The organism is Microbacterium sp. NPDC091662, from assembly GCF_044756705.1.
Taxonomy (GTDB): domain Bacteria; phylum Actinomycetota; class Actinomycetes; order Actinomycetales; family Microbacteriaceae; genus Microbacterium.
Map to the genome: position 1 here is coordinate 1,240,692 of NZ_JBIVTM010000001.1, position 24,565 is coordinate 1,265,256.

Genomic DNA, 24,565 nt, shown 5'->3' on the forward strand with positions numbered 1-24,565 from the left:
CGCGCCCGGCGCGCGAGACGCACGTGCGCACCGGACTCAGGGGCGCGCCGCGTTCAGGCGAGTGCCGCGATCGCGTCGCGAAGGATCCCGTCGGCGTCGTCGAGGGCGGCAGCCGCATCTTCGGGCGTCGCGTCGGCGGCGAGCATCAGCAGCGCGAGCTTGACCGAGCCGTCCGCCGCCTGCAGCGCCGTGGCCGCCCTGTCGGTGTCGACGCCGGACAGCTGCGACACCGTGCGGATCGAGCGGGCATGCAGCTTCTCGTTCGTCGCGAGAAGATCGACCATCACTCCGCGATACGTCTTGCCGAGATTGATCATCGACAGCGTGGTGAGCATGTTCACGACGAGCTTCTGCGCGGTTCCGGACTTCAACCGTGTGGACCCGGAGATGAACTCGGGGCCGGTGACGACCTCGATCGCGATCTCTGCAGCCGCACCGATCTCGGAGTCGGCGTTCGACGCGATCGCCACGGCGAACGCTCCCACGCTGCGTGCATACGTCAGCCCTCCCACCACGTAGGGCGTGCGGCCGGATGCCGAGATGCCGACCACCGTGTCGCTCTCCGAGAGTCCGAGCTCGCGCAGCGAGGCCTCCGCCGCGGCGGCGTCGTCCTCGGCGTTCTCCACTGCCGAGCGGATCGCGGTCTCTCCGCCGGCGATCAGACCGACGACCATCGAGGGATCGGTGCCGAAGGTCGGCGGACACTCGCTCGCGTCGAGCACGCCGATGCGCCCTGCGGTGCCGGCCCCGATGTAGATGAGACGGCCCCCGCGCCGGAACCGCTCGGTGATGCCGTCGACGGCGGCCGCGATCTCCTCGGCGCGCTCGGCGACCGCCTCGGGCACCCGCCTATCCTCGGCGTTCATCCGTCGCACGAGTTCGGCGGTGCCCAGCAGATCGAGGTCTCCGCGTTCCGTCGTGGAAGCCTCGGTATCGAGGCGATCGAGCACGGAGAGGAGGGCGGCGAGGCGGGAGTCGTCATTCGGCACGGTGGACGAACCTTTCGTGGGGGAGGTCGGTGCGGCGTGCGAGCAGCAGCGCCCCGTCGAGGGCATCACCGCGCGCGGGGACGACCCGACGACCGGCAGCCTGCAAGGAGGAGGTCAGGTGCTCGCGGAACCACGCATGCGCGGTGAGACCGCCGTGGAGCACGACGTCGGCCGTGAGAGCGGAACCGGCGGCCGCCGTCGCCGTGAGCAGTCGGATGCCCTCAGCGACGATCGCGCCGGCGACGAGGTCACCCGACTGCGCGGCATCGAGGACGAGCGGGGCGAGCGTGGCGAGGCGCCGCGGGAGCGGATCGCTGCCCGCGAGCCAGGCCTGGATGTCGGTGACCGCGCCGATGGGCTCGGCGATCGCCTGGGTGAGCGCCGTGCGCGATGCCAACCCGTCGTCGGCGCGCATCACGGCGCGCAGCGCCTCACGACCGAGCCACGATCCGCTGCCGAAGTCGCCGAGTTCCGGACCCCAGCCATCGACGAGTCGTGCGTCGTCGGCGTCGATGCCGAGCGCCGCCGCTCCGGTGCCTGCGATGAGGAGCACTCCCCCGGCCCCGTCGAGCGCACCCGCGTGGGCCGTGACCACGTCGGAGGCGACGGCCACCGCCGCACCGCTCGCGGCCGCGAGCCGGGAAGACAGTTCCTGCGCAGCCTCCGGCGCCATCCACGCCCCCGCGGCACCGACGCCGATCACGTCGAGCCGATCACCCTCGAGGAGCGGGAGGATGGCGTCGAGCGCCCTGTCCACACCCCCCGCTGCGGCCAGCCCGGGAGCTCCGATGCCGTCACGCTCGATCCGACCATCGGGACCGATGCGGACCACGCGACACCGCGACTTGCCGAGATCGACGGATACCGTCACGCGTGCATCCATCGGCCCTCCTGAGATCGGCGAAAAAGTCTGTGAAAAGAGACTACATGCGAAGTAGACTCTGCAAAAAGAATTTACACCGAACCGGCGGCACCGCACCGATGGAGGACCGATGAGCATCCAGTCGACGATCGAAGCCGCGGCTTCCACGCTCACGCCGTCGCTCGCCCGCATCGCGCTGGTCGTCCGCGAGAACCCCTCCGTCGTGATCGACAACACGATCAACGAGCTGGCCGCGGAATGCGACACCTCCGTCGCATCGGTCGTGCGCTTCTGCCGTGCGATCGGCTTCAGCGGCTACGCCCCGCTGCGCATGGCCCTGGCCGCCGAGCTCGGCAAGGAGGCCGCCCAGTTCTCGTCACGTGGAGCCTACGGATCGGAGATCTCCGACGACGACACCCTGCAGGAGGCGGTGTCGAAAGTCGCAGCTCTCGAGCTCCTGGCGATCGAGGAGACCGTCGCCCGACTCGACTTCGCCGTGCTCGAGGCGGCCGTCGACGTGTTCGACCGCGCCGACCGGATCCTCCTCTACGGACTCGGCGCCAGTCGCTTCGTGGCCGAGGATCTCACCCACAAGCTCCTGCGCGTCGGTCGGAACGCGCACATGCCGGCAGACCCGCACGAAGCCGTGGCCGTCTCGGTGCTCCCCACCGCCCTGACCGTCGCGATCGGCTTCTCGCACTCGGGCTCGACACTCGAGACCGTGCGCTTCCTGGAGACGGCACGCACCAGCGGCGCCGCCACGATCGCTGTCACCTCGGCCAAGGATTCCCCCCTCGCCCGCGCGGCCGACCATCCGCTCTTCACCGAGGTGCGCGAATCGACCTTCCGCGCCGGCGCCATGGTGAGCCGCATCGCCCAGCTCACGCTCGTGGACTGCCTGTTCATCGGCGTCGCGAAGCGTCGATACACCGAGACCGTCGATGCTCTGCAGCGCACGGGCCAGGCGACCCGGGAGCTTCGCGGCTGAGGAACCACGGCCGGCGCCGAACGAAGCGAGCCGCCCCACCCCGAGGGGAAGGACGGCTCGCCGTTCCACGACGGTGAACGTCGTGAAGAGGATGCGTGTTACTGGTACGACTTCACGATCTCGAGGAGGCTCGGGACGTTGGCGTAGGCCTCAGCCGCGTTCTCCTTGGTGACGATGATCGGGTCGAGCAGGTAAGCCGGAACGACCTTCACGCCGTTGTCGTACTGCTCGGTGTCGTTGACGTCGACCTCTTCGCCCTTCTGGAGCTGACCGACCATCTTGATCGACTGCTCGACGAGCAGCGTGGTGTCCTTGTTGATCGTAGAGTACTGGATGCCCTCCATGATCGACTTGACCGACTCGACCTCGGAGTCCTGACCCGTGACCACCGGGACCGGCTTGCCGGCACCCTGCACCGAGGTGATGATGGCGCGAGCAAGCGTGTCGTTCGGGGAGAGGACGCCGTCGAGCGTCTCCGAGCTGTACGTCGACGTGAGGATCGAGTCCATACGACGCTGTGCGTTCTCGGCCTTCCAGCCCTCGGTCGCCGTCTGAGCGATCTCGGTCTGGCCGGAGACGACCTTGAGCGTGCCGTCGTCGATCTTCGGCTGGAGCACGTCCATCGCGCCGTTGAAGAACACGGCCGAGTTCGCGTCATCCGGCGATCCCGAGAACAGCTCGATGTTGTACGGAGCCTCGTGACCCGCACGCTCGGCGAGCCCGTCGAGCAGAGCCTGACCCTGCAGCTGACCGACCTTGAAGTTGTCGAACGCGACGTAGTAGTCGACCGCCTCCGTGTTCTCGATCAGACGGTCGTAGGCGATCACGGTGACGCCGGCGTCACGGGCGGCCTCGACCTGGGTGGCGAGCTGCTTGCCATCCTTCGCGCCGATGATGATGACCTTGGCTCCACCGGTGACCATGGCCTGGATCTGGTTCTGCTGCTCGGCAACAGTGTTGCTGGCCGGCGCATACTGCACGTCAGCCTTGAAGCCGGCCTTCTCCAGACCGTCCGTGAACAGCTGACCGGCGAGGACCCAGTTCTCCGAGGTCTTGTCCGGAAGGGCGACGCCGATCGTGGCATCGGCGGCGAAGCCCTTGGCCTCGTCCCCCGATCCGGAACCGGTATCACCGCCGCGCTCCGAGGAGCAGCCGGTGAGGGCGAAGGCGCCCGCGACGACAAGCGCTGTCGCCGACAGAAGAATCTTCTTCATGTGATCTCTTTCTCTGGTGTGTGAAGGTCCAGGTGCGCGTGCGGCACGCGCCTGGGCCCCTACTATCCGCGCGTCTCTTCGACGGCGGGGGCTTCGTACTTCTGGCTGGTGGGGTAGTTCGTCTTGGTCGGATCGAACGTGTCGGTCGCCGGGTCCTGCTTGCGGCCGAAGCGACGCGTGAGGAATCCGATGATCGACGGGCGGCCCTGCTGCTTGTTCCAGACGTCGACCCCGACGGCGAACAGGAGCACGAGGCCCTTGATCATGGAGACCACGTCGGCTCCGGCGCCCAGGAGGGCGAGGCCGTTGTTGAGGAACGCCATCACGAGACCACCGATGATCGACCCGATCACGGTTCCGATTCCACCGGAGACGGCTGCGCCACCGATGAAGACCGAGGCGATCGCGTCCAGCTCCCAGCCGTTGCCGTCCTGCGGGCCGGAGGCCGTCGCCCTGGCGACGTAGATCATGCCGGCCAACGAGGCGAGCACGGACATGTTCATCATCACGAAGAAGTCGACCCAGCGGTCCTTCACACCCGACAGTCGCGCGGCCTGCCGGTTGCCGCCGACCGCGTAGATGTGGCGACCGAAGACGGTGTTGTTCGTGATGAACGAGTAGAGGATGACGAGGGCGAGCAGGATGATGCCCGAGATCGGGAAGCTCGTGCCTTCGCGCCCGGTGGCGAACAGCCAACCGGCGACGAGGATCACGACCGAGATGAGCACGACCTTGGTGACGCTCACCCAGAGCGGCGCCATGTCGGCGCCCATCTTGTGCTGGATGCGACGGGTGCGGATCTCCCAGAACACGATCCACGCGACGCCGGCGAGAGCGAGGAGCATGGTGAAGACGTTGAAGGGCACCGGGATGAACGACAGCTCGGGAAGGTATCCCGCGCCGATGACCTTGAAGCCCTGCGGCACCGGAATCGACAGCGAGTCACCCACCGCCTGGTTCGCGCCTCGGAAGAACAGCATGCCGGCCAGCGTCACGATGAACGCCGGCACCCCGACGTAGGCGACCCAGAATCCCTGCCAGGCACCGACCAGCACGCCGACACCGAGACCGAGGAGGATGCCCAACGGCCAGGGGAGGTTCCAGTCCTGCATGGCCTTGGCCACGACGATGCCCGTGAACGCGGCGACGGATCCGACGGAGAGGTCGATGTGACCCATGATGATGACCATCACCATGCCGATGGCCAGGATCAGGATGTACGAGTACTGGTTGACGACGTTGATCAGGTTGCCGGAGGACAGCGTCAGTCCGGTGCCCTTGAAGATCCACGTCAGCACCTGGAAGACGACCAGGATCACGACCAGGCTGCCGAGGATGCCGAACTGACGGAGGGTCGACTGCCCTCCCCCGAACATCTTCGTGATGTCCTTGAAGTGGAAGCCGCGCTTCGTTGCGGTGGTGTCGGTGGTCATGCGGATGCTTTCTGGGTCGCGGAGGTCATGCTGCGCATGAGGTCCTCAGGTGTCGCCTGGTCGGCCGGGATGCAGTCGGTGACCCGACCTTCGAAGACGGTGTAGATGCGGTCGGAGATGCCGAGGAGTTCGGGGAGCTCGCTGGAGATGACGATGACGCCCTTGCCCTGAGCCGCGAGTTCGTTGATGATCGCGTAGATCTCGTACTTCGCACCGACGTCGATGCCACGCGTGGGCTCGTCGAGGATGAGCAGGTCGGGGTCGGTGAACATCCACTTCGCCAGCACGACCTTCTGCTGGTTTCCGCCGGAGAGCTTGCCGACACCCTCTTCGACGGAGGGCGTCTTGATGCGAAGCGCCTTGCGATAGCGCTCTGCCACCGAGAACTCCTCCCGGGAGTCGACGACGCCGTTGTGCGCGATCTTCGAGAGCTTCGCCGCGACGATGGACCGCTTGATCGTGTCGAGCAGGTTGAGTCCGAGCACCTTGCGGTCCTCGCTGACGTACGCGAGCCCGTGCTTGATCGCCGAGGCGACGTCGTACAGGGCGACCTCCTGGCCGTCCTTGATGAGGGTGCCGGAGAGGAAGGTGCCGTACGAGCGGCCGAAGATGCTCATCGCGAACTCGGTGCGACCCGCGCCCATGAGACCGGCGATGCCGACGACCTCGCCGCGGCGCACGTTGATGTTCGAGCCCTTGACGACCATGCGCTCCGGCACGGTCGGGTGCTGCACCCACCAGTCCTTGACCTCGAAGAACACCTCGCCGATCTCGGGGGTGCGATCCGGGTAGCGGCTCTCGAGCGAACGACCGACCATGCCGCGGATGATGCGGTCCTCGTTGATCTCCCCGCGCGAGATATCGAGCGTCTCGACCGTGCGGCCGTCTCGGATGATCGTGATCTCGTCGGCGATCTGCTCGATCTCGTTGAGCTTGTGGCTGATCATGATCGACGCGATGCCCTTGGCCTTCAGCCCCAGGATCAGGTCGAGCAGGTGCTGCGAGTCGTTCTCGTTGAGGGCAGCGGTCGGCTCGTCGAGGATGAGCAGCTTGACGTCCTTGTTCAGCGCCTTGGCGATCTCGATGAGCTGCTGCTTGCCGACGCCGAGGGTCTTGATCGGCACGTCGGGATCTTCGCTCAGCCCGACGCGGGCGAGGAGCTCGATGGCCCGCTCCTTCTGAGCCGTCCAGTCGATGCGTCCGCCGCGCTGGATCTCGTTGCCGAGGAAGATGTTCTCGGTGACCGAGAGCTCGGGGATGAGCGCGAGCTCCTGGTGGATGATCGCGATACCCGCCTGCTCGCTGGCCGCGATGTCCCTGAACCGCTGCTCCTCACCGTAGAGCAGGATCTCGCCGTCGTAGGTTCCGTAGGGGTAGACCCCGGACAGAACCTTCATCAGGGTCGACTTCCCGGCCCCGTTCTCGCCGCAGATCGCGTGGATCTCGCCGGCGCGGACGGTGATCGAGACGTCGGCCAGCGCCTTGACCCCCGGGAACTCCTTGGTGATGCTGCGCATCTCCAGGATGGGGCCTGACACGGTAGGCAACGTTGCTGTGGTGCTCACGGATCTTTCCTCGCGACGTGCGGTCACCTTCGATGTGACCGTTCACATTGGATTACATCGTCCACTCACGACGAACCTGTGTCAAGTCCGCGCACCGATTTCGTGTCGCTACCGTGATGCGTGCGACCCGATCTGCTGGGAGCGGTCCCGCAACAGGTCAGCGCGCCGCCGCGGATTCGCGCGCGCGCAGGATCGTCTGCAGGGGCCCGAACTCGGGCACCTGCTCGCCGCGGATCTGGGCGAGGAGGATCCGAACCGCCCGGCGCCCGAGCTCGGGAAAGTCCTGGTGCACGGTGCTGAGCGTCGGCGCCACGTGCGCCGCGACCGGGATGTCGTCGAACCCGATCACGCTCACGTCGTGGGGTACCCGCACGCCGGAATCACGGAAACCGTGCATCAGCCCGATCGCCATCAGATCGTTCGCGGCGAACACCGCGGTGAAGTCCCGTCGCAGGGACAGCTCCTTGCCGGCGAAGTAACCGAAGTCGGCGGTCCAGTCGCCGCGGATCGGCGGGAACGTCGGCAGATCCGCCTCGCGCAGACCGTCGAGATAGCCGCGCATCCGTGACTCCGCCTCGATCCAGTCCTGAGGGCCGGCCAGGTGCAGGATGTCGCTGTGACCGAGCGAGATCAGGTGCTCGGTCGCCGCTTTGGCACCCGCCACCTGGTCGGCTGACAGACTCACGCCATCGGAACCCGAAGCCGTCTGCAGCGTCACGAACGGCATGTCGACCGACATGCCGCGCAGCACATGGAACACCCGCACCTGCGGGGCGAGCACCACGATGCCGTCTGCCTGTTCGCGGGACAACTGGCGCACCGCATGACCGATCGCCTCGGGCGTGGTGTCGGCGAGGTTCAGGGTCGAGACCGAATAGCCCTCCTCGCGCGCCGCATCCTCGATGCCCGCGATGGACGAGGTGGGACCGAACTCGCCGATGGTCGCCGACAGGATGCCCAGCATGTTCGACTTGCTGGTGACGAGAGCGCGCGCCGCCAGGTTCGGCCGGTAGTCGAGGACCGAGATCGCATCGAGCACCTTGGCCTTCGTCTCCGGACGGATGCTCGGGTGGTCGTTGAGCACCCGGGACACGGTCTGATGCGAGACCCCGGCGAGCCGCGCGACGTCGCGGATACTCGGCAACCGCGCGCGCTCGGAGGCGGTGGACATCACTTGCCTCCTTGCGTGTGCACGGTCACATCCCCCTACATTATGTCTTTCGGCGCTGGCGCGTGCACCTCTCGTCGGACGAGGACGCGCTTCGCGGGCTCAGACGGCCGCGCGCGATTGTCTGCACGCACCGGAACCACCGCACGCTTTCGTCGGCCGGCACCGGAATGTCTTCGCGGTCCGTGCCATCGTGACAGCGTGGACATTCTGCTGCGCGGCGGGCGCGTCATCGACCCGAAGACGGAAACCGACCGCATCACCGACCTCCTGATCGTGGCCGGGCGTGTGGCGGCGGTCGGCGACGCGCTCACCGCACCGGCCGAGGTCGAGGTCGTCGACGCCACCGGACTCATCGTCGGACCGGGCTTCGTCGACCTGCACAGCCACGTGCACTCGATCGCGGGGCACCGTCTGCAGGCGATGGACGGCGTCACCACCGCCCTCGATCTCGAGGCCGGACTCATGCCGATCGCGGAGGCCCTCGCGCGCGCCGCGGCCGACGGACGCCCCCTGAACTACGGCTTCTCGGCCTCCTGGTCGCAGGCACGGGCGTACGCGCACCTCGACAGGGTGCCGGTCGCCGACTTCGCCGCGTCGATGGACCTGCTCGCCAAGCCCGACTGGCAGCGGTCATCCTCCCCCGTGGAACGCCGCCGCTGGCTCGGTCTCCTCGAAGACGAGCTCGGCGCCGGAGCGCTCGGCATCGGCGTGCTCATGGGATACGCACCACGGTCCGATCCCGACGAATATCTCGACCTCGCACGTCTGGCCGCTGCAGCGCACGCCCCGACCTTCACGCACGTGCGGGAGTTGATCGAAGCCGATCCCCGCACGCCGATCGACGGTTCGGAAGAGCTCGTGCGCGCCGCGGCCGAGACCGGGGCCGCGATGCACCACTGCCATGTGAACAGCACCTCGCTGCGCCACGTCGACCGCGTGCTCGCCCTGCTCGACCGCAGCCGCGCCGCCGGCTCCCGCGTCACCGTCGAGGCCTACCCGTACGGCGCGGGCAGCACCGCGATCGGCGCGTTCTTCCTCGCGCCGGAGAAGCTCGCGGGCCTCGGCATCGCTCCGCGCTCGCTGGTGCTGGTGGACACCGGCGAGCGCATCGCCGACGAGGCCCGCCTGCGCGAGGTGCGTGCGACCGATCCCGGGGCGACATGCATCGTGACGTTCCTCGACGAGGCCGATCCCTTCGATCGCGCCCACCTGCACCGCGCCCTGGCCTACCCCGATTCGATCGTGGCGAGCGATGCGATGCCGATCTCCTGGTCCGCGGGCGACGGCCGGCCAGTGTACGAGCAACGGGACTGGCCGCTTCCGGCAGGCGGACACACGCACCCGCGCACGTCGGGGACGTTCACGAAATCGCAGCGGCTGATGGTTCTCGAGAGCGGGACCTGGAGCTGGCTCGAAGCATTCCGCCGCTGCTCCTTCCTGCCGGCACGGGTGCTCGACGAGGTCTCGTCCGGCATGCGCGGCAAGGGTCATCTGTCGGTCGGAGCGGACGCCGACATCGTCGTGATCGATCCGACGACCGTGACCGACCGGGCCAGCTACGCCGACCCGACCAGGCCGTCACGCGGCGTGCGCGAACTGTACGTGCACGGCACTCCTGTCGTGCACGCGGGTGAGATCGTGACCGGGGCCCTTCCGGGGCGCGCGGTGCGCGGCGACGCCTGAAAGGTCATCGTTCGTCCGACCGCACCAACGTCGGCGCAAGTCTCGTCGCCGGGCACCAACGAGGCGATGGAGCACGCGAATAGTCTCGGCCCCATCGCCGTCGCCCCGAAGACGACGGCCCACTCGACGAAGAGGAGCGCACGTGTCCGACCTGAACGAAATCGGCAGCTGGGTGCGGGAGAACCTTCCCGCGATGCTGGCCGACGCGCACATCCCCGCGGCATCCGTCGCGATCCTGGCCGGTGGCGAGATCTTCACCACTGCGTCCGGGATCCTCAATCGCAACACCGGCGTGGAGGCCGACGAGGACTCGGTCTTCCAGATCGGCTCGATCACCAAGACCTGGACAGCGACCCTGATCATGCAACTCGTCGACGAGGGGCTGCTCGACCTCGACGCCCCGGTGCGCGACACCGTGCCGGCGTTCGCGATCGGCGACGACGCGGCGGCGAGCGCGATCACCGCCCGCCAGCTGCTCAGCCACGTGAGCGGGTTCGAAGGCGATCTCTTCAACGACACGGGTGTCGGCGACGACGCGGTCGAGAAGTATCTCGCGACGATCGCCGACGCCCCCCAGCTCTTCGCCCCCGGCGAGCGCTTCTCGTACAACAACGCCGCGTTCGTCGTGCTCGGCCGCATCGTCGAGGTGCTGCGCGGCACGTCATACGACCAGGCGCTGCGCACATACCTCGCCGCCCCGTTGGGACTCACGCACGTGGCCACGACGGCCTCCGAGGCGATCATGTTCCGCGCGGCACTCGGGCACCTCCCGGCAGAGGGCAGCGATGACCCGGTGCCTGCTCCGGTGTGGAACCTCGTGCGCTCGAACGCCCCCGCCGGATCGATGCTGGCCATGACCGCGCGCGACCTGGTGACCTACGCCCGCATGCACCTGGACGGCGGAGTCGCCGCCGACGGCACACGCGTGCTCTCGGAGAAGAGCGTGCGAGCGATGCAGGAGCGTCAGGTCGATCTCCCCGAGCTCGGCATCATGGGCGATGCCTGGGGCCTCGGTTGGGAGATCTTCGACTGGGACGGCGGGCCGGTCATCGGCCACGACGGCGGGACGATCGGTCAGAATGCGTTCCTGCGGATGGTCCCTGGCGCCGGGGTCGCGGTGGCCGTGCTCACCAACGGCGGACGCACTGTCGACGCGTACCACGCGATCACGTCGAAGGTGCTGTCCGCCCTCGCGGGAGTCACCGTACCGGAGCTGCCCGCGGTTCCGGAGTCGCCGGTCGCGATCGATCTCGAGCGGGTGCTCGGCACCTACTCGTCGTCCGTCTCCGATTCGACCGTACGCGTCGACGACGACGGACGCATCTGGCTGGAACGCACCATGAAGGGGATCTTCGCCGAACTGGGCCCGGCCCCGGAGCCGGTCGAACTCGTCGGCTGGGCAGGAGACACCCTGCTCCCCCGCGAACCGCAGAACGGCATGCACATGCCGCATGCGTTCGTGGGCGACGACGGCAACGGTCGCGCCCTGTACCTGCACACCGGACGCGCCGACCGCCGGGTGGACGCGTGACCGTCACGGCGCCCTCCCCCACTCCGATGCGCTCCACCACCGCGGCAACGGCATCGGAGACGTCCGCGCAGATCGCCGAGATCTTCGCCGGCGCGGGAGCGACGGGCTTTCTGCACGCGCGGGAGATCGGCGTGGCCGATGGTCCCGAGGTGACCGTCGGCGCCGACGATCCGGTGGTGCTCGCCTCGGTCTTCAAGATCGTGGTGCTCACCGCCTACGTGCGGGCGGTCGCTGCGGGCGAGCTCGACCCGACCGCGCGCACCACGGTGACGGCGCGCTATCGGATCGGCGGTGTGGGCACGGCCGGCTTCGCGGACGACGTCGAGGTCAGCTGGCGCGACCTGGCGTTGAACATGATGTCGATGAGCGACAACGCGGCCACCGACGTGATCTACCACCGCCTCGGCGCCGAGGCGGTGAACCGTGTCATCGCCGATCTGGGACTGCACGGCACGCGACTGATCGGATGCTGCGAAGACCTGTTCGCCTCGGTCATCGCCGACCTCGGCGGTGCGCCCGACAGCGACTTGGACGAGCTGTTCACCGGCGCGACAGCCGAACAGATCCTCGCACTCGATGCCGTGCAGCCGCTGCGGACCTCGTACTCCACGCCACGCGATGTCACCTCGCTGCTGAACGCCCTGTGGACCGACACCGCGGCCCCGGCCGAGGCCTGCCGTCAGGCGCGCGACATCATGGCGCTGCAGATCTGGCCGCATCGGCTGACCTCCGGATTCCCGGGAGAGGTGCGCATCGCCGCGAAGACCGGCACACTCCCCACCTGGCGCAACGAGGCCGGCGTCGTGACCTATCCCGACGGTCGCCAGTACGCGGTGGCCGTGTTCACCCAGGCCGCCTCCCTCGTCGATCGGCAGCCGCTCGTCGACGCCTCGATCGGCCGCGCCGCCTTCGCCGCCGTCGAGGGCCTGCGCGCGCAGACCGTCTGACCCGCACTCCCCCTGCACCACCCACCTGCACCATCCCGAACACTGCTGGAGGCTTCTGATGCGTTCTCGTACCCCGTTGATCGCGCTGCTCGGCGCTGCGACGCTCGCCCTGACATCCTGCGCCGCAGGCGCCCCTCCGAGCGGAGGCGACGGCACCGACGGTGTGCTCGCCGACGGCAAGACGTTCACCTCGGTGATCTCGACCGATCCGGGGAGCCTGGACCCGTTCGTCACCGTGATGTCGGTGGCCCGGTCCATCGACCGGTTCCTCTACGCCCGCCTCGTCGAGGTGATGGAGGACGGCAGCATCACCTCCGGGCTCGCCGAGTCGTGGGAGGCGGACACCACGACCGCGACCTTCACCCTCCGGGACGGTCTCACCTGCGAAGACGGCACGCCGCTCACCGCAACCGACGTGGCCGCGAACATCACCCACATCGGCGACCCCGCCAACGCCTCGCCCCTCATCGGCCTGCAGGTGCAGCCGGGAACGTCGGCAGTCGGCGACGATGCGGCCGGCACGGTCACCGTCACCAGCGGTCGCCCCGACTCGTTCCTGATCGAGAACATCGGCAGCATCTCGATCGTGTGCGGCACGGTCATCGACGACCCCGACGCGCTCGCGAAGGGCGAAGGCTCGACGGGCATGTTCACGATGACCGAGATCGCGCCCAACAGCCAGTACACCCTCACCCGACGCGACGACTTCGCCTGGGGTCCGGGCGACTGGGACCCGAAGCAGAAGGGCCTGCCCGACAGCGTGGTCTTCCGCGTGGTCCCGAACGAGACGACCGCCACGAACCTGCTCCTCTCGGGCGAGGTCAACGCGGCCACCGTCATCGGCCCGGACAGCGCACGCGTCGAGAGCGCCGGGCTCTTCCACACGTCGATCGAGACCCCGGGCGGATCCTTCACCTTCAACCAGGCCGAAGGTCGACCCACCGCCGACCAGGCCGTGCGCGACGCCCTGATGCAATCGCTCGACCTCGAGCAGATGCGTCAGGTCATCGGCAGCGGCAAGGCCACCGTGCCGACCGGGCTCGTCACCGTATCCCCCAACCCGTGCCGTGCCGACACCGTCTCTGGGCACCTCCCCGAGCTCGACGTTGACGCGGCCGCCGCGGCACTCGACGGCGCCGGCTGGAAGGTCGGCTCCGACGGGGTGCGCACGAAGGACGGCCAGACGCTCACTCTGCGGATGATCTACTCCTCGCAGCTCGGAGATGCCGGCAACGCCGCGGCCGAACTCGCCCAGGCGGCCTGGAAGGACCTCGGTGTCGACATCAGCGTCACCGCCGTCGATTCGCCGACCCTCAGCGAAGTCCTGTTCTCGACGGGCGACTGGGACATCTCGGCCGCGCCGCTGACCGTCTCGCTGCCGAGCATGCTCGTCCCGTTCTACTCGGGACCGGGCGCCCCGAACGGCACCAACTTCGCCTCCATCGACAACGCCGACTACACCGCGGCGGTCACGGCGGCCTCCGCCAAGGCCGGCAACGAGGGCTGCGACGACTGGGCCGCCGCCGAGGAGGCGCTGTTCGAGACGACCAGCGTGGTGCCGTACGCGAACATCGCCCGGATGACCTTCGCGACCAAGGCGACGTTCACCGAGGGCGACGGCATCGATCCCACGTCGATCCGCATGTACGAGTAGACCGAGGACCGGAGACAGCCGATGGCCAGCACCACCGCCACGCAGGCGATACTGATCAGATCCGCACGGTCGGACAACCCCTGGGTGTCCTTCCTGGTCCGGCGCGGAGGGCAGTTCGTGCTCTCGGTGTGGGTGCTGGTCACGGCTGCCTTCCTCATGATCCACCTCGTACCGGGCGACCCGGTGCGCGCGGCCCTCGGGCTGAACGCCCCGGCCGAGCTGGTCGAGGCCCGACGCGCCGCGCTCGGCCTCGACCAGCCGCTCATCGTGCAGTACTTCCGCTACATCGGCGGCCTGTTCACCGGCGACATGGGGTCCTCGATGATCACCAGCCAGCCGGTCTCCGAGATCATCGCCACCCGGCTCCCCGCGACGCTGCAGCTCGCCCTGCTCGCAGTCGTCCTGGTGCTGCTGGTCTCGGTCCCCCTCGGGGTGACGATGGCCGTCGCCACCCGCGGCGGTCGGCGCCGCGGCCTCGAGCTCGCGTTCGCGACCGGCTCGGTCATCCTCGCCGCGATTCCCGAGTTCCTCCTCGCCGTCGGCCTCGTCTACGTGTTCGCGGTGTCGCTGGGCTGGTTCCCGGTGGCCGGCAACACGGCACCGTTCTCGCTCGTGCTGCCGGTGGTGGCCCTCGCGGTCGGACCGATCGCCGTGTTCTCGCGCATCATCCGGGTCGAGGTGCTCTCGGTGCTGGGTCAGGACTTCATCCGCACCGCCCGCGCCAAGCGCCTCGCCCCGCACCGCATCTACTCGCGTCACGCACTCCCCAACGCCATGACCGCGACCCTCACCCTCACCGGCCTGTTGCTGACCGGCATGGTCGCCGGCACCGTGCTGGTCGAGAACGTCTTCGCCTGGCCGGGCCTTGGCACCATGATCGTGCAGTCGATCCTCAGCAAGGACTACTCGGTCGTGCAGGGCATCGTGCTCGTCTACGGCGTCGGTGTGCTCGTCGTGAACCTCGTGATCGACGTGATCCTCGCACTCCTCGATCCTCGATCCACCATCCGGGAGGCATGATGTCGGCACGCACGGCATGGTCAGGCATCGTCCGCTCACCCCTCGGCATCACGGCTCTCGGTCTGGTGCTGCTCGTCACCCTCGGCGCGATCTTCGCCCCGATCATCTGGGGCGCCCAGGCCGAGCAGGTGAATCCGGCCGCGATCACCCAGGGGCCGAGCGCCGAGCATCTCCTGGGCACCGACACCCTCGGCCGCGATGTGCTCGCCCGCGTGCTGGTCGCCACTCGGCTCTCCGTGGTGCTGGCGGTGATCGCCGTGATCATCGGCGTGGTCGCCGGTACCCTCCTCGGCACGGCGCCGTCGGTGCTCCCGCGGTGGCTCGGACGCCCGATCGTCGGCTTCGTGAACATCGCGGTCGCCTTTCCCGGCCTGCTGCTCGCCCTGTTCTTCGCGGTCATCTTCGGCGTCGGCTCAACGGGCGCTGTGCTCGCGATCGGCTTCGCGATGGCGCCGCAGTTCGCCCGGCTCACGCAGACCCTGTCGGCGGCGATCGCGGGCCGCGACTTCATCTCGGCCGCACAGGTGGCAGGCGTCTCGCGCTTCCGCATCCTGATCCGGCACATCCTGCCGAACATCGGCGAGCCGCTCATCGTGAACGCGACCGTCGCGGCGGGCTCGGCACTGCTCGCCTTCGCCGGGCTCTCGTTCCTCGGCCTGGGCGTGCAGGTGCCCGAGTACGACTGGGGCCGCCTTCTGGGCGAGGGGCTGAACCGCATCTACCTGAACCCGGCGGCCGCCCTCGGTCCCGCTGTGGCGGTCGTGATCGCCGGACTCGCGTTCAACCTCCTCGGCGAGACGGCTGCCGCGGCCCTCGGCGGACGATCCGCCAGACGCCGCCACCGCCTCCCCGCCATCGCACTCTCCGGAGCGAGCACGCCCGGCACCACCCAGCCCGCGCAGGTCGACGGTGAAGAAGTGGTGCTCCTCGTCGACGACCTGCGCGTCTCCTTCCCGACGGCCGCCGGCTGGGTCACCCCGGTGCGTGGCGTCTCGTTCACGATCTCGCGCGGCGAGGCGATCGGTGTCGTCGGCGAATCCGGATCGGGCAAGAGCCTCACCGCGCTCGCCGCCGCCCGCCTCATCGAGCGGCCGGGCCATGTCGCCGCCGCCCGCCTGGATTTCTGCGGCACGCCGTTGATGACCACATCGGACCGCGCGGTGCGGAGCCTGCTCGGCACCTCGCTCGCGATGGTCTTCCAGGACCCGATGACCTCGTTCAACCCGACCAGGCGCATCGGATCGCAGCTCGCCGAGGCCGCCTCCGAGCACCAGGACATCACCCGGAAGCAGGCCATGGATCGGGCGATCGAACGCCTGCAGTCGGTCCGGGTGCCCGCGGCCGCCCGACGCGCCCACCAATACCCCCATGAGTTCTCCGGTGGCATGCGACAGCGCGCCATGATCGCCATGGGACTCATGAACCACCCGCGCCTGATCATCGCGGACGAACCGACCACGGCGCTCGACGTGACCGTGCAGCGGCAGGTGCTCCAGCTGCTGGCTGGCGTCCGCCGCGACACCGATGCGGCCATCCTGTTGATCAGCCACGACATCGCCGTGGTCGCCCAGACCTGCGACCGCGTGCTGGTCATGTACGCGGGCCGTATCGTCGAGGATCTGCCTGCGGCGACACTGCACACCGACGCCCGGCACCCGTACACCCGGGCCCTGCTCGATGTCGTGCCCGAACTCGACGCCGACCGCAGCGAGCCGCTCAAGATGATCCCCGGCCGCCCGCCGGCACCGGGGGCCTTCCCCGCCGGCTGCGCGTTCGCCGCCCGCTGCCCCCTCGCGACCGATCTGTGCCGCGAGAGCGACCCCGAGCTGGTGGCGGATGCCGATGGACACCGCGTCGCGTGCTGGCACCCGGTGGACGGCGAGGCACCGGTCCCGGTGGCGATCGCCACGGTCGCCGACGAGACGACCGCAGAAGAGGAAGAGACGGTCCTGCGATGAGCGAGCTGCGTTTCGATCAGGTCAGCGTGCGCTACGGCACGCATCGTTCCGGCCTCACCGCCGTCGACGACGTCTCGCTCGTGGTCCCGTCCGGATCCGTCGTCGGACTCGTCGGCGAGTCGGGATCCGGAAAGTCGACCCTGGCCCGCGCGGCGATCGGGCTGGCCCCGATCAGCGAGGGGACCATCACGCTCGACGGCGTGGACGTGCGGACCTTCCGTCGTCGTCGCCCGATCCAGATGGTGTTCCAGGATCCGTTCTCCTCGCTCGATCCGCGCATGACGATCGGCGAGTCGATCGCCGAGGCGCTGCCACGTGACATCCGCGGTGCGAACGCCCGGCGCACCGAGGTCGCCCGTCTGCTCGACCTCGTGAGCCTCGACGCCGACCGCGCGCAGTCGCTCCCGGCCGCGCTCTCGGGAGGACAGCGCCAGCGCATCGCCCTGGCCAGGGCACTCGCCGCCCGGCCCGAGGTCGTGATCGCCGACGAGATCACCTCAGCACTCGACGTGTCGGTGCAGGGCTCCGTGCTCAACCTCGTGCGAGAACTGCGCGGTGAGCTCGACCTCACGATGCTGTTCATCTCGCACAATCTGTCTGTCGTGCGCTACCTGAGCGACCGCATCGCGGTGATGTACCTGGGGCGCATCGTCGAGTTCGGGCCCACCGAGCAGGTGCTCGCCGACCCGCAGCACCCGTACACGCGGGATCTGCTGCAGGCGGCGCCCACCCGGTACGGGAACCTGCTCGCGGTCGATCCGCTCGCACCGGTCGATGTCGAGCCCGCTGATCCGCACGCGCCGCCCAGCGGATGCCGCTTCCACCCGCGGTGTCCGATCGGCCCGGCCGCACGACCCGACCGTCAGATCTGCGTGATCGCGGAACCTCCGCTGCCCACGGGCACGGCGGGCGCTGCCTGTCATTTCGCGGGGACGCCTGCCGACGCCGCGCTCGGGACTGTGCCCACCTCCCAAACCATCCCCCTGGTTTCGGCCGCGACCACAACACGGTCCCCGCTCTCAGCGGACACAGTGGACTGACCATCGATTGGAGCTCTCATGAACCGCGTCACCGTCGACGATCTGCTCTCCGTCCGCACGCCCGAGCAGCCCGCGCTGTCTCCGGACGGCACCCGCATCGCCTTCGTGCTGCGGACCACCGACCGCGACGGCGACCGCGACGCACGGGCGCTGTGGCAGGTTCCGGCCGCGGGCGGAACCCCCTCCGCACTGACCTACGCGACGGCGGACTCGACGCCGGTGTGGAGCCCGGACGGCTCGCAGCTGGCGTTCCTGCGTGCGCAGGACGGCCCCGCGCAGCTCTGGCTCCTCCCCGCTGCGGGTGGCGAGGCGCGCAACCTCACGACTCTCCCTCTCGGTGCCGGAGCCCCCGCCTGGAGCCCCGACGGACAGCGCATCGCCTTCACGGCACCGGTCGACAGCGCAGCCCTCCCCGGCGAGGACGCGGAGACCATCCTCGCCCGGCGATCAGCGCCGACCGCCACCGACCGCCTCGGCTACAAGGCCGACGGCGCGGGCAACCTCGGCACCCTCGTGCAGCAGGTGCACGTGCTCGACGTCGACTCAGGCGCGGTCACCGTCCTCACCCGTGGACGCTCCCACGCGTCCGAGCCGTTCTGGTCGCCCGACGGCACACAGATCGCCTACTCGTCGAGTGTCGAGGACGACTCGGACCTGACGATGCGGGTCCCCGTGTTCGTGCGCTCGTCCACCGACCCGAACAGCGAGGCCGTGCAGATCAGTGCGGCCGACGTGCAGGCCACAGCCGTGGGCTGGACGCGGGACGGTCGCCACGTGCTGGCGGCCGGACGCACCGATACCGAGGTCGGCAACGCGGACCTGCTGCTGTTCCCGGTCGACGGCGGCGAGCCGCAGAGCATCACGGGAAGCCTCGATCGCAACGTGATGCCGGGTGGCCCCGGCTACCCCGGCGGGATGCCGCAGTTCACCGACGGCGGAGACATCGTGTTCTGCCTGCGCGACAACGGCTATTCGCACGTGTATCGCGTGGCCACCGACGGGTCGGGCGCCACGTCGCTCGTGAGTGGCACCGCGAACGTGTCCGGGCTGTCGGTCGCCGGGCTATCCGCGGCGATCGTGCTCGCCACACCGGACTCCTTCGGCGACGTCGCGCTCCTGGACCTCGCCGACGGCACGACCCACGTCGTCACCGCATACGGCACCCCCGACTTCGACCTCGTGCCCGCCGAGGAGCGCCGCTTCACCATCTCCGACGGCACGGTCGTCACGGGCTGGCTGCGCCGCGATCCCGATGCCACGGGACCGCTGCCGCTGCTTCTCGACGTCCACGGCGGTCCGCACAACTCCTGGAACGGCGCGGCAGACATCATCCACCCGTACCACCAACTGCTCGCACGCCGCGGCTGGGCGATCCTGACCCTCAACCCCCGCGGCAGCGACGGTTACGGCGATGCGTTCTTCTCCGCGGTCTCCGGAGGATGGGGAGTCAACGACACGAACGACTTCCTCGAGCCGATCGACCAGCTCGTGGCCGATGGCATCGCGGATCCGGCTCGTCTCGCCGTCACCGGTTACAGTTACGGCGGCTTCATGACCTGCTACCTGACCTCGCGCGACGACCGGTTCGCCGCAGCCGTCGGAGGAGGTGTGGTCACCGACCTCTTCTCGATGGGCGGCACGTCCGACTTCGGGCACTACCTGTCGGCGAAGGAGAACGGCGGGCTGCCGTGGCGTGACGAGGAGCGCATCTCGGCGCAGTCGCCGTTCACACAGGTCGACCGGGTCACCACACCGACGCTCATCCTGCAGGGGGCGGCGGACGACCGCTGCCCCGTCGGCCAGGCGGAACAGTGGTTCACCGCCCTGCGCGAGCGCGATGTGCCCACCCGCCTCGTGCTCTACCCCGGCGGTTCGCACCTCTTCCTGCTCTCCGGTCCGCCCTCGCACCGGGCGGATTACTCGCAGCGGGTGATCGACTGGGTCGAGCAGTACGCCCCTCCCGCCGGGAAGCCCGTGCGCGCCCGGCTCGACGCCCGGCACTGGCAACAGCGGCTCAGTGCCCTGGCCGCGACGCACAAGGTGCCGGGAGCGACCCTCGGCATCCTCCGTGTCGGCGAAGAGCCGGTATATGCGCATCACGGCATACTCAACGTGCGCACCGGAATCGAGACCACCGACGACTCGGTCTTCCAGATCGGTTCGATGACGAAGGTGTGGACCGCCTCGGTGGTGATGCGGCTCGTCGACGAGGGCAAGCTCGACCTCGACGCTCCGATCGTGGACTATCTGCCGGAGTTCTCCTCCTCGGACCCGGAGGTCACGCGCCGGGTGACGATGCGTCACCTGCTCAGCCACACCAGCGGGATCGACGGCGACGTCTTCACCGACACCGGCCGGGGCGATGACACGCTCGAGAAGTACGTCACGCTCTTGGACGGGGTCGCCCAGAACCACCCGCTGGGTGCGACCATGTCGTACTGCAACTCGGGTTTCGTGCTCGCGGGCCGCGTGATCGAGAAGATCACCGGCACCAGCTGGGACCAGGCCATGCGCGACCTGCTCATCTCCCCGCTCGGACTCACCCACTCCTCGACGCTCCCGGAGGAAGCGGTCATGTTCCGGACGGCCAGCGGCCACACCGAGATCGGCGAAGACGGTCCCGTCCTCGCCCCGGCATGGATGCTCCCCCGCGCGATGGGACCAGCCGGACTCGTCAACTCCACCACCGCCGACGTGCTCGCGTTCGCCCGCATGCACCTGACCGGTGGCCTCGCCGCCGACGGCACCAGGGTGCTCTCCGAAGAGAGCGTGCGACGGATGCAGCAGCACGAGGTCGATGTGCCCGACCCGTACTCCATCGGAGACAGCTGGGGCGTGGGCTGGATCCTCTTCAACTGGCAGGGGCGCAAGGTCATCGGCCACGACGGCAACACGATCGGGCAGTCGTCGTTCCTGCGCATCCTCCTCGATGAGGAGGTCGCGGTCACCCTGCTCGCCAACGGGGGCAACACCCGCGACCTGTACGACGCGCTCTTCGGGGAGATCTTCGCCGAGATCGCCGACCTGCGCATCCCCGCCGGACTCGTCCCCCCGGAGGAGCCCTACGCCGACGACTTCTCGGAGTTCGAGGGCGTCTACGACCGCGCAGGCGTGCGCACGGAGATCTTCCGCGATGACGACGGCGTGCGCATGCGCACGACCATCAACGGCCCCCTCGCGTCCCTGCTCCCCGACCCGGTGCAGGAGCATCCGCTGGTGCCGGTCCGCCCCGGCGAGTTCGTGATGCGCACCGAGGGCGAACAGGCCTGGCATGCGGTCGTCTTCTATTCCCTGCCCAGCGGCGAGCGCTATCTGCACCACGGCGTCCGCGCAGCGCCGAAGGTCTCGTGATGACGGTGCAGGCGGACGTGGACCTCGACCAGGTCCTGGCCGACATCGAGACCCTCGTCTCCTGCGAGTCGCCGTCCGACGACCTCGACGCCGTCTCCCGCAGCGCCGATGTCGTCGCCTCCCTCGGCGAGAGGCTGCTGGGCGTCGCACCCGAGCGCATCGTTATCGAGGGGCGCACGCATCTGCGGTGGCGGTTCGGTGATCCGGCAGTGCTGATCCTCGGCCATCACGACACGGTGTGGCCGCTCGGATCGTTGCAGCGGCTCCCCTTCCGCATCCACGACGGCGTGCTGCGGGGTCCGGGATGCTTCGACATGAAGACCGGCGTGGCGATGGCGCTGCACGCCGTGGCCGCGCTGCCCGACCGCACCGGCGTCAGCATCCTGATCACGGGCGATGAGGAACTCGGCTCCCCGAGCTCTCGCGCGCTGATCGAGCAGGAGGCGATCGGGTGCGCGGCGACGTTCGTGCTCGAGGCCGCGGCCGAGGGTGGCGCCGTGAAGCTCGCACGCAAAGGCGTCTCGCTCTACCGGGTGCACGTCAGCGGCCGGGCAGCCCACGCCGGACTGGAACCGGAGCGCGGTGTGAACGCCGCGATCGAGGCCGCGCATCTGCTGCTCGCGATCGCCCGGCTCGGCGACCCGGCAGCGGGAACCAGTGTGACGCCAACGCTTCTGCGTGCCGGCAGCACGACGAACACGGTCCCGGCCGAGGCGGAGTTCGCGGTCGACGTGCGGGTGCGCACGGTGGCGGAGCAGGACAGGGTGGATGCGGCGCTCCGCGCCATCGCCCCGACGCTTGCGGGAGCGTCCGTCCGCATCGAAGGCGGTGCGAATCGACGTCCACTGGAACCGGAGTCATCGGCGCACCTGTTCGCGCAGGCAGTCGCGATCGCTGCGCGCACAGGACTCACCCCGTTCCGGGGCGTCGCGGTCGGCGGCGCCTCCGACGGCAACTTCACCGCCGCGCTCGGAGTGCCGACGCTCGACGGTCTCGGGGCCGTGGGCGGCGGCGCGCACGCCGACGACGAGCATGTGGTGATCGCGATGATCCCCGAACGGACCCTGCTGCTGCAGGAGCTGATCGCCACCGCTCTGGCCGGGCACGCGACCAGGGCTGATCGCGATGCGCTGGCCGGAGGAAGGGCATGAGCATGACGGATGCCGCGGCGTTCCGCGCCTCACCTGCGGAGGCGGCCGATGCGGCGAGCGCCGCCGCATCGAGGGCGGGAGTGGATATCCGCCTGCTTTCGGAGGTCGACGACTTCGCCCGGGTCGCCGAGCTGTTCCAGAGCATCTGGACCAAGCAGGGCGAGGCCTCCCCCGTGAACGTCGAGACCCTGCGCGCGCTGTCGAAGGCCGGCAGTTACGTGGGCGGTGCCTTCGAGCACGACGAGCTCGTCGGCGCGTGCTTCGGCTTCTTCGCCGCCCCCGGTCAGCGTGCCCTGCACAGCCACATCGCCGGTGTCTCCTCGCGCATGCGGGGCCGCAGCGTCGGTTTCGCCCTCAAGGTGCATCAGCGGGCGTGGGCGCTCGAAGAGGGGCTGGACGAGATCTCCTGGACGTTCGACCCGCTCATCAGTCGGAACGCCCATTTCAACCTCGTGAAGCTCGCTGCGAGCCCGACGTCGTATCACCGCAACTTCTACGGGCACATGGCCGACGCCCTCAACGGCGCGGACGACACCGACCGGATGCTGGTGACCTGGTACGTGCGCGACCCTCGCGTCGTGGCCGCCTGCCACGGCGAGTCCGCAGGCAGCGCCGACGTGGTCGCCCACGCCGAGCCGCTGCTCAGCGTGGGCGAAGACCTCGGGCCGCTCCGTCATCGCACCGACGCGCGCCTGGTGCGCGTGGCGTTGCCGCGCGACATCGAGACCCTGCGTCTCACCGAACCCGCCAGCGCGACCGCATGGCGTCTGGCCCTGCGGGAGACACTCGGAGCATCGCTGGAGGGTGGAGGGCGCGTGCTCTCGTTCGACCGCTCCGGCGCGTACACCATCGACAGAGGAGAACAGGGATGAAGCTCACCGGATTCGAGCTGCGCGTGATCGAGATGCCGCTGGTGTCGCCGTTCCGGACGTCGTTCGGGGTGCAGACCGTGCGCGAGGCGCTGCTGGTCCGCGCGGTCACCGACGAGGCGGAGGGCTGGGGCGAGGGCGTCGCGATGAACGACCCGCTGTACTCCTCCGAGTACGTGGAGGCGAGCGTCGACGTGATCACCCGGTTCCTGCTGCCTGCGCTCGCACAGGTGAAGGATCTCGACGCGGGTGGCGTCGCTCCGGCACTGGCGACGTTCAAGGGGCACCGCATGTCGAAGGCTGCCGTCGAGCTGGCGATCCTCGACGCCGAGCTGCGTGCCGCGGGGGTGCCGCTGTCCCGCGAGCTCGGCGCCGTGCGCGACCGCGTCGACTGCGGTGTCTCGGTCGGCATCATGGACTCCATCCCCGAGCTGCTCGCTGCCGTCGGCGGGTACCTCGACGAGGGATACGTGCGCATCAAGCTGAAGATCGAGCCGGGGTGGGACATCGACCCCGTGCGCGCGGTGCGTGAGCGCTTCGGTGACGAGGTGCTGCTGCAGGTCGACGCGAACACCGCCTACCACCGCAGTGACGCCCGGCACCTCGCCAAGCTCGACCCGTTCGATCTGCTCCTGATCGAACAGCCCCTCGACGAGGAGGACCTGCTCGGCCACGCACAGCTCGCGAAGGCCATCACGACCCCGGTGTGCCTCGACGAGTCGATCGTCTCGGCCCGCGCGGCGGCGGATGCGATCGCCCTCGGTGCGTGCTCGATCGTGAACATCAAGCCGGGTCGCGTGGGCGGATACCTCGAAGCGCGTCGCATCCACGACGTGTGCGTGGCCAACGACATCCCGGTGTGGTGCGGCGGGATGCTCGAGACCGGGATCGGCCGCGCGGCGAACGTCGCCCTCGCGGCTCTGCCCGGTTTCACGCTCCCGGGCGACACGTCGGGCTCCGGCCGCTACTACTCCCGCGACATCACCGAGCCGTTCGTCGTCGAAGACGGCACGCTCACGGTTCCGACGGGTCCGGGGATCGGGGTCACCCCGGATCAGGATGCGCTGGACGCCGTGACGGTCCGCACCGAGTGGATCACCTTCTGAGCACCAGATGACCGCGCGAGCGGGGCACGATGA

At 69.2% G+C, this 24,565-nt stretch carries 18 protein-coding genes; 12 read left to right on the forward strand and 6 right to left on the reverse strand.

What is annotated here, in order from left to right; genetic code table 11:
- Positions 1 to 53: 53 nt before the first annotated feature.
- Together murQ and ACIQLD_RS05925 are read right to left on the reverse strand one after the other, a co-directional pair.
- Positions 54 to 989, reverse strand: coding sequence for an N-acetylmuramic acid 6-phosphate etherase (murQ, locus tag ACIQLD_RS05920; RefSeq protein WP_402606181.1), 936 nt, complete (start codon positions 987 to 989; stop codon positions 54 to 56).
- Positions 979 to 1,872: an N-acetylglucosamine kinase gene (locus ACIQLD_RS05925; protein ID WP_402606184.1), complete on the reverse strand. Its 894-nt coding sequence runs from the start codon at positions 1,870 to 1,872 to the stop codon at positions 979 to 981. Before ACIQLD_RS05925 ends, murQ begins: the two co-directional genes overlap by 11 nt.
- Before the next feature lie 109 nt (positions 1,873 to 1,981).
- Between ACIQLD_RS05925 and ACIQLD_RS05930 the strand changes: the two genes are divergently transcribed.
- Entirely contained in the window at positions 1,982 to 2,839 is an 858-nt protein-coding gene (locus ACIQLD_RS05930; protein ID WP_402606186.1) for a MurR/RpiR family transcriptional regulator, read from the forward strand.
- Between the two features lie 98 nt (positions 2,840 to 2,937).
- Here ACIQLD_RS05930 and ACIQLD_RS05935 read toward each other — a convergent pair whose 3' ends face one another.
- The 4 genes from ACIQLD_RS05935 to ACIQLD_RS05950 all read right to left on the reverse strand — a co-directional run bounded on the left by ACIQLD_RS05935 (position 2,938) and on the right by ACIQLD_RS05950 (position 8,222).
- A complete protein-coding gene (locus ACIQLD_RS05935; protein ID WP_402606189.1) occupies positions 2,938 to 4,053 on the reverse strand; it encodes a substrate-binding domain-containing protein in 1,116 nt (371 codons plus the stop codon).
- 62 nt (positions 4,054 to 4,115) lie between these two features.
- Positions 4,116 to 5,486 carry a multiple monosaccharide ABC transporter permease gene (mmsB, locus tag ACIQLD_RS05940; RefSeq protein WP_402606193.1) on the reverse strand — a complete coding sequence of 457 codons (1,371 nt, stop codon included), beginning with the start codon at positions 5,484 to 5,486 and terminating at the stop codon, positions 4,116 to 4,118.
- The gene (gene mmsA / locus ACIQLD_RS05945) at positions 5,483 to 7,003 is read right to left on the reverse strand and encodes a multiple monosaccharide ABC transporter ATP-binding protein (RefSeq protein WP_402608495.1); all 1,521 of its coding nucleotides are present in this window, start codon (positions 7,001 to 7,003) and stop codon (positions 5,483 to 5,485) included. Before mmsA ends, mmsB begins: the two co-directional genes overlap by 4 nt.
- A 205-nt stretch (positions 7,004 to 7,208) precedes the next feature.
- Positions 7,209 to 8,222, reverse strand: coding sequence for a LacI family DNA-binding transcriptional regulator (locus ACIQLD_RS05950; RefSeq protein ID WP_402606195.1), 1,014 nt, complete (start codon positions 8,220 to 8,222; stop codon positions 7,209 to 7,211).
- Positions 8,223 to 8,264: 42 nt separating this feature from the next.
- Here ACIQLD_RS05950 and ACIQLD_RS05955 point away from each other — a divergent pair, with 42 nt between their 5' ends.
- The 11 genes from ACIQLD_RS05955 (at position 8,265) to menC (ending at position 24,532) form a co-directional block, all read left to right on the forward strand.
- The gene (locus tag ACIQLD_RS05955; protein WP_402606197.1) at positions 8,265 to 9,905 is read left to right on the forward strand and encodes an amidohydrolase family protein; all 1,641 of its coding nucleotides are present in this window, start codon (positions 8,265 to 8,267) and stop codon (positions 9,903 to 9,905) included.
- Positions 9,906 to 10,047: 142 nt separating this feature from the next.
- Complete coding sequence (locus ACIQLD_RS05960; protein WP_402606199.1) at positions 10,048 to 11,436, forward strand: serine hydrolase domain-containing protein; 1,389 nt, start codon at positions 10,048 to 10,050, stop codon at positions 11,434 to 11,436.
- Positions 11,433 to 12,383 carry a serine hydrolase gene (locus tag ACIQLD_RS05965; protein WP_402606201.1) on the forward strand — a complete coding sequence of 317 codons (951 nt, stop codon included), beginning with the start codon at positions 11,433 to 11,435 and terminating at the stop codon, positions 12,381 to 12,383. The genes ACIQLD_RS05960 and ACIQLD_RS05965 overlap by 4 nt, the downstream gene beginning before the upstream one ends.
- Positions 12,384 to 12,441: 58 nt before the next feature.
- A complete protein-coding gene (locus ACIQLD_RS05970; protein ID WP_402606203.1) occupies positions 12,442 to 14,037 on the forward strand; it encodes an ABC transporter substrate-binding protein in 1,596 nt (531 codons plus the stop codon).
- 21 nt (positions 14,038 to 14,058) lie between these two features.
- Positions 14,059 to 15,057, forward strand: a complete 999-nt coding sequence (locus ACIQLD_RS05975; RefSeq protein WP_402606205.1) for an ABC transporter permease — start codon at positions 14,059 to 14,061, stop codon at positions 15,055 to 15,057.
- A complete protein-coding gene (locus ACIQLD_RS05980; RefSeq protein WP_402606208.1) occupies positions 15,054 to 17,015 on the forward strand; it encodes a dipeptide/oligopeptide/nickel ABC transporter permease/ATP-binding protein in 1,962 nt (653 codons plus the stop codon). The genes ACIQLD_RS05975 and ACIQLD_RS05980 overlap by 4 nt, the downstream gene beginning before the upstream one ends.
- The gene (locus tag ACIQLD_RS05985) at positions 17,012 to 18,055 is read left to right on the forward strand and encodes an ABC transporter ATP-binding protein (protein WP_402606211.1); all 1,044 of its coding nucleotides are present in this window, start codon (positions 17,012 to 17,014) and stop codon (positions 18,053 to 18,055) included. Before ACIQLD_RS05980 ends, ACIQLD_RS05985 begins: the two co-directional genes overlap by 4 nt.
- Positions 18,056 to 18,073: 18 nt before the next feature.
- Positions 18,074 to 21,406 (forward strand): serine hydrolase, encoded by a 3,333-nt coding sequence (locus ACIQLD_RS05990; RefSeq protein ID WP_402606213.1) that lies wholly within the window; start codon positions 18,074 to 18,076, stop codon positions 21,404 to 21,406.
- The gene (locus ACIQLD_RS05995) at positions 21,406 to 22,557 is read left to right on the forward strand and encodes a M20 family metallopeptidase (RefSeq protein WP_402606215.1); all 1,152 of its coding nucleotides are present in this window, start codon (positions 21,406 to 21,408) and stop codon (positions 22,555 to 22,557) included. Before ACIQLD_RS05990 ends, ACIQLD_RS05995 begins: the two co-directional genes overlap by 1 nt.
- The gene (locus ACIQLD_RS06000; protein WP_402606217.1) at positions 22,554 to 23,429 is read left to right on the forward strand and encodes a GNAT family N-acetyltransferase; all 876 of its coding nucleotides are present in this window, start codon (positions 22,554 to 22,556) and stop codon (positions 23,427 to 23,429) included. The genes ACIQLD_RS05995 and ACIQLD_RS06000 overlap by 4 nt, the downstream gene beginning before the upstream one ends.
- Positions 23,426 to 24,532 carry an o-succinylbenzoate synthase gene (gene menC / locus ACIQLD_RS06005; protein ID WP_402606219.1) on the forward strand — a complete coding sequence of 369 codons (1,107 nt, stop codon included), beginning with the start codon at positions 23,426 to 23,428 and terminating at the stop codon, positions 24,530 to 24,532. The genes ACIQLD_RS06000 and menC overlap by 4 nt, the downstream gene beginning before the upstream one ends.
- The last annotated feature ends 33 nt before the right edge of the window (positions 24,533 to 24,565 follow it).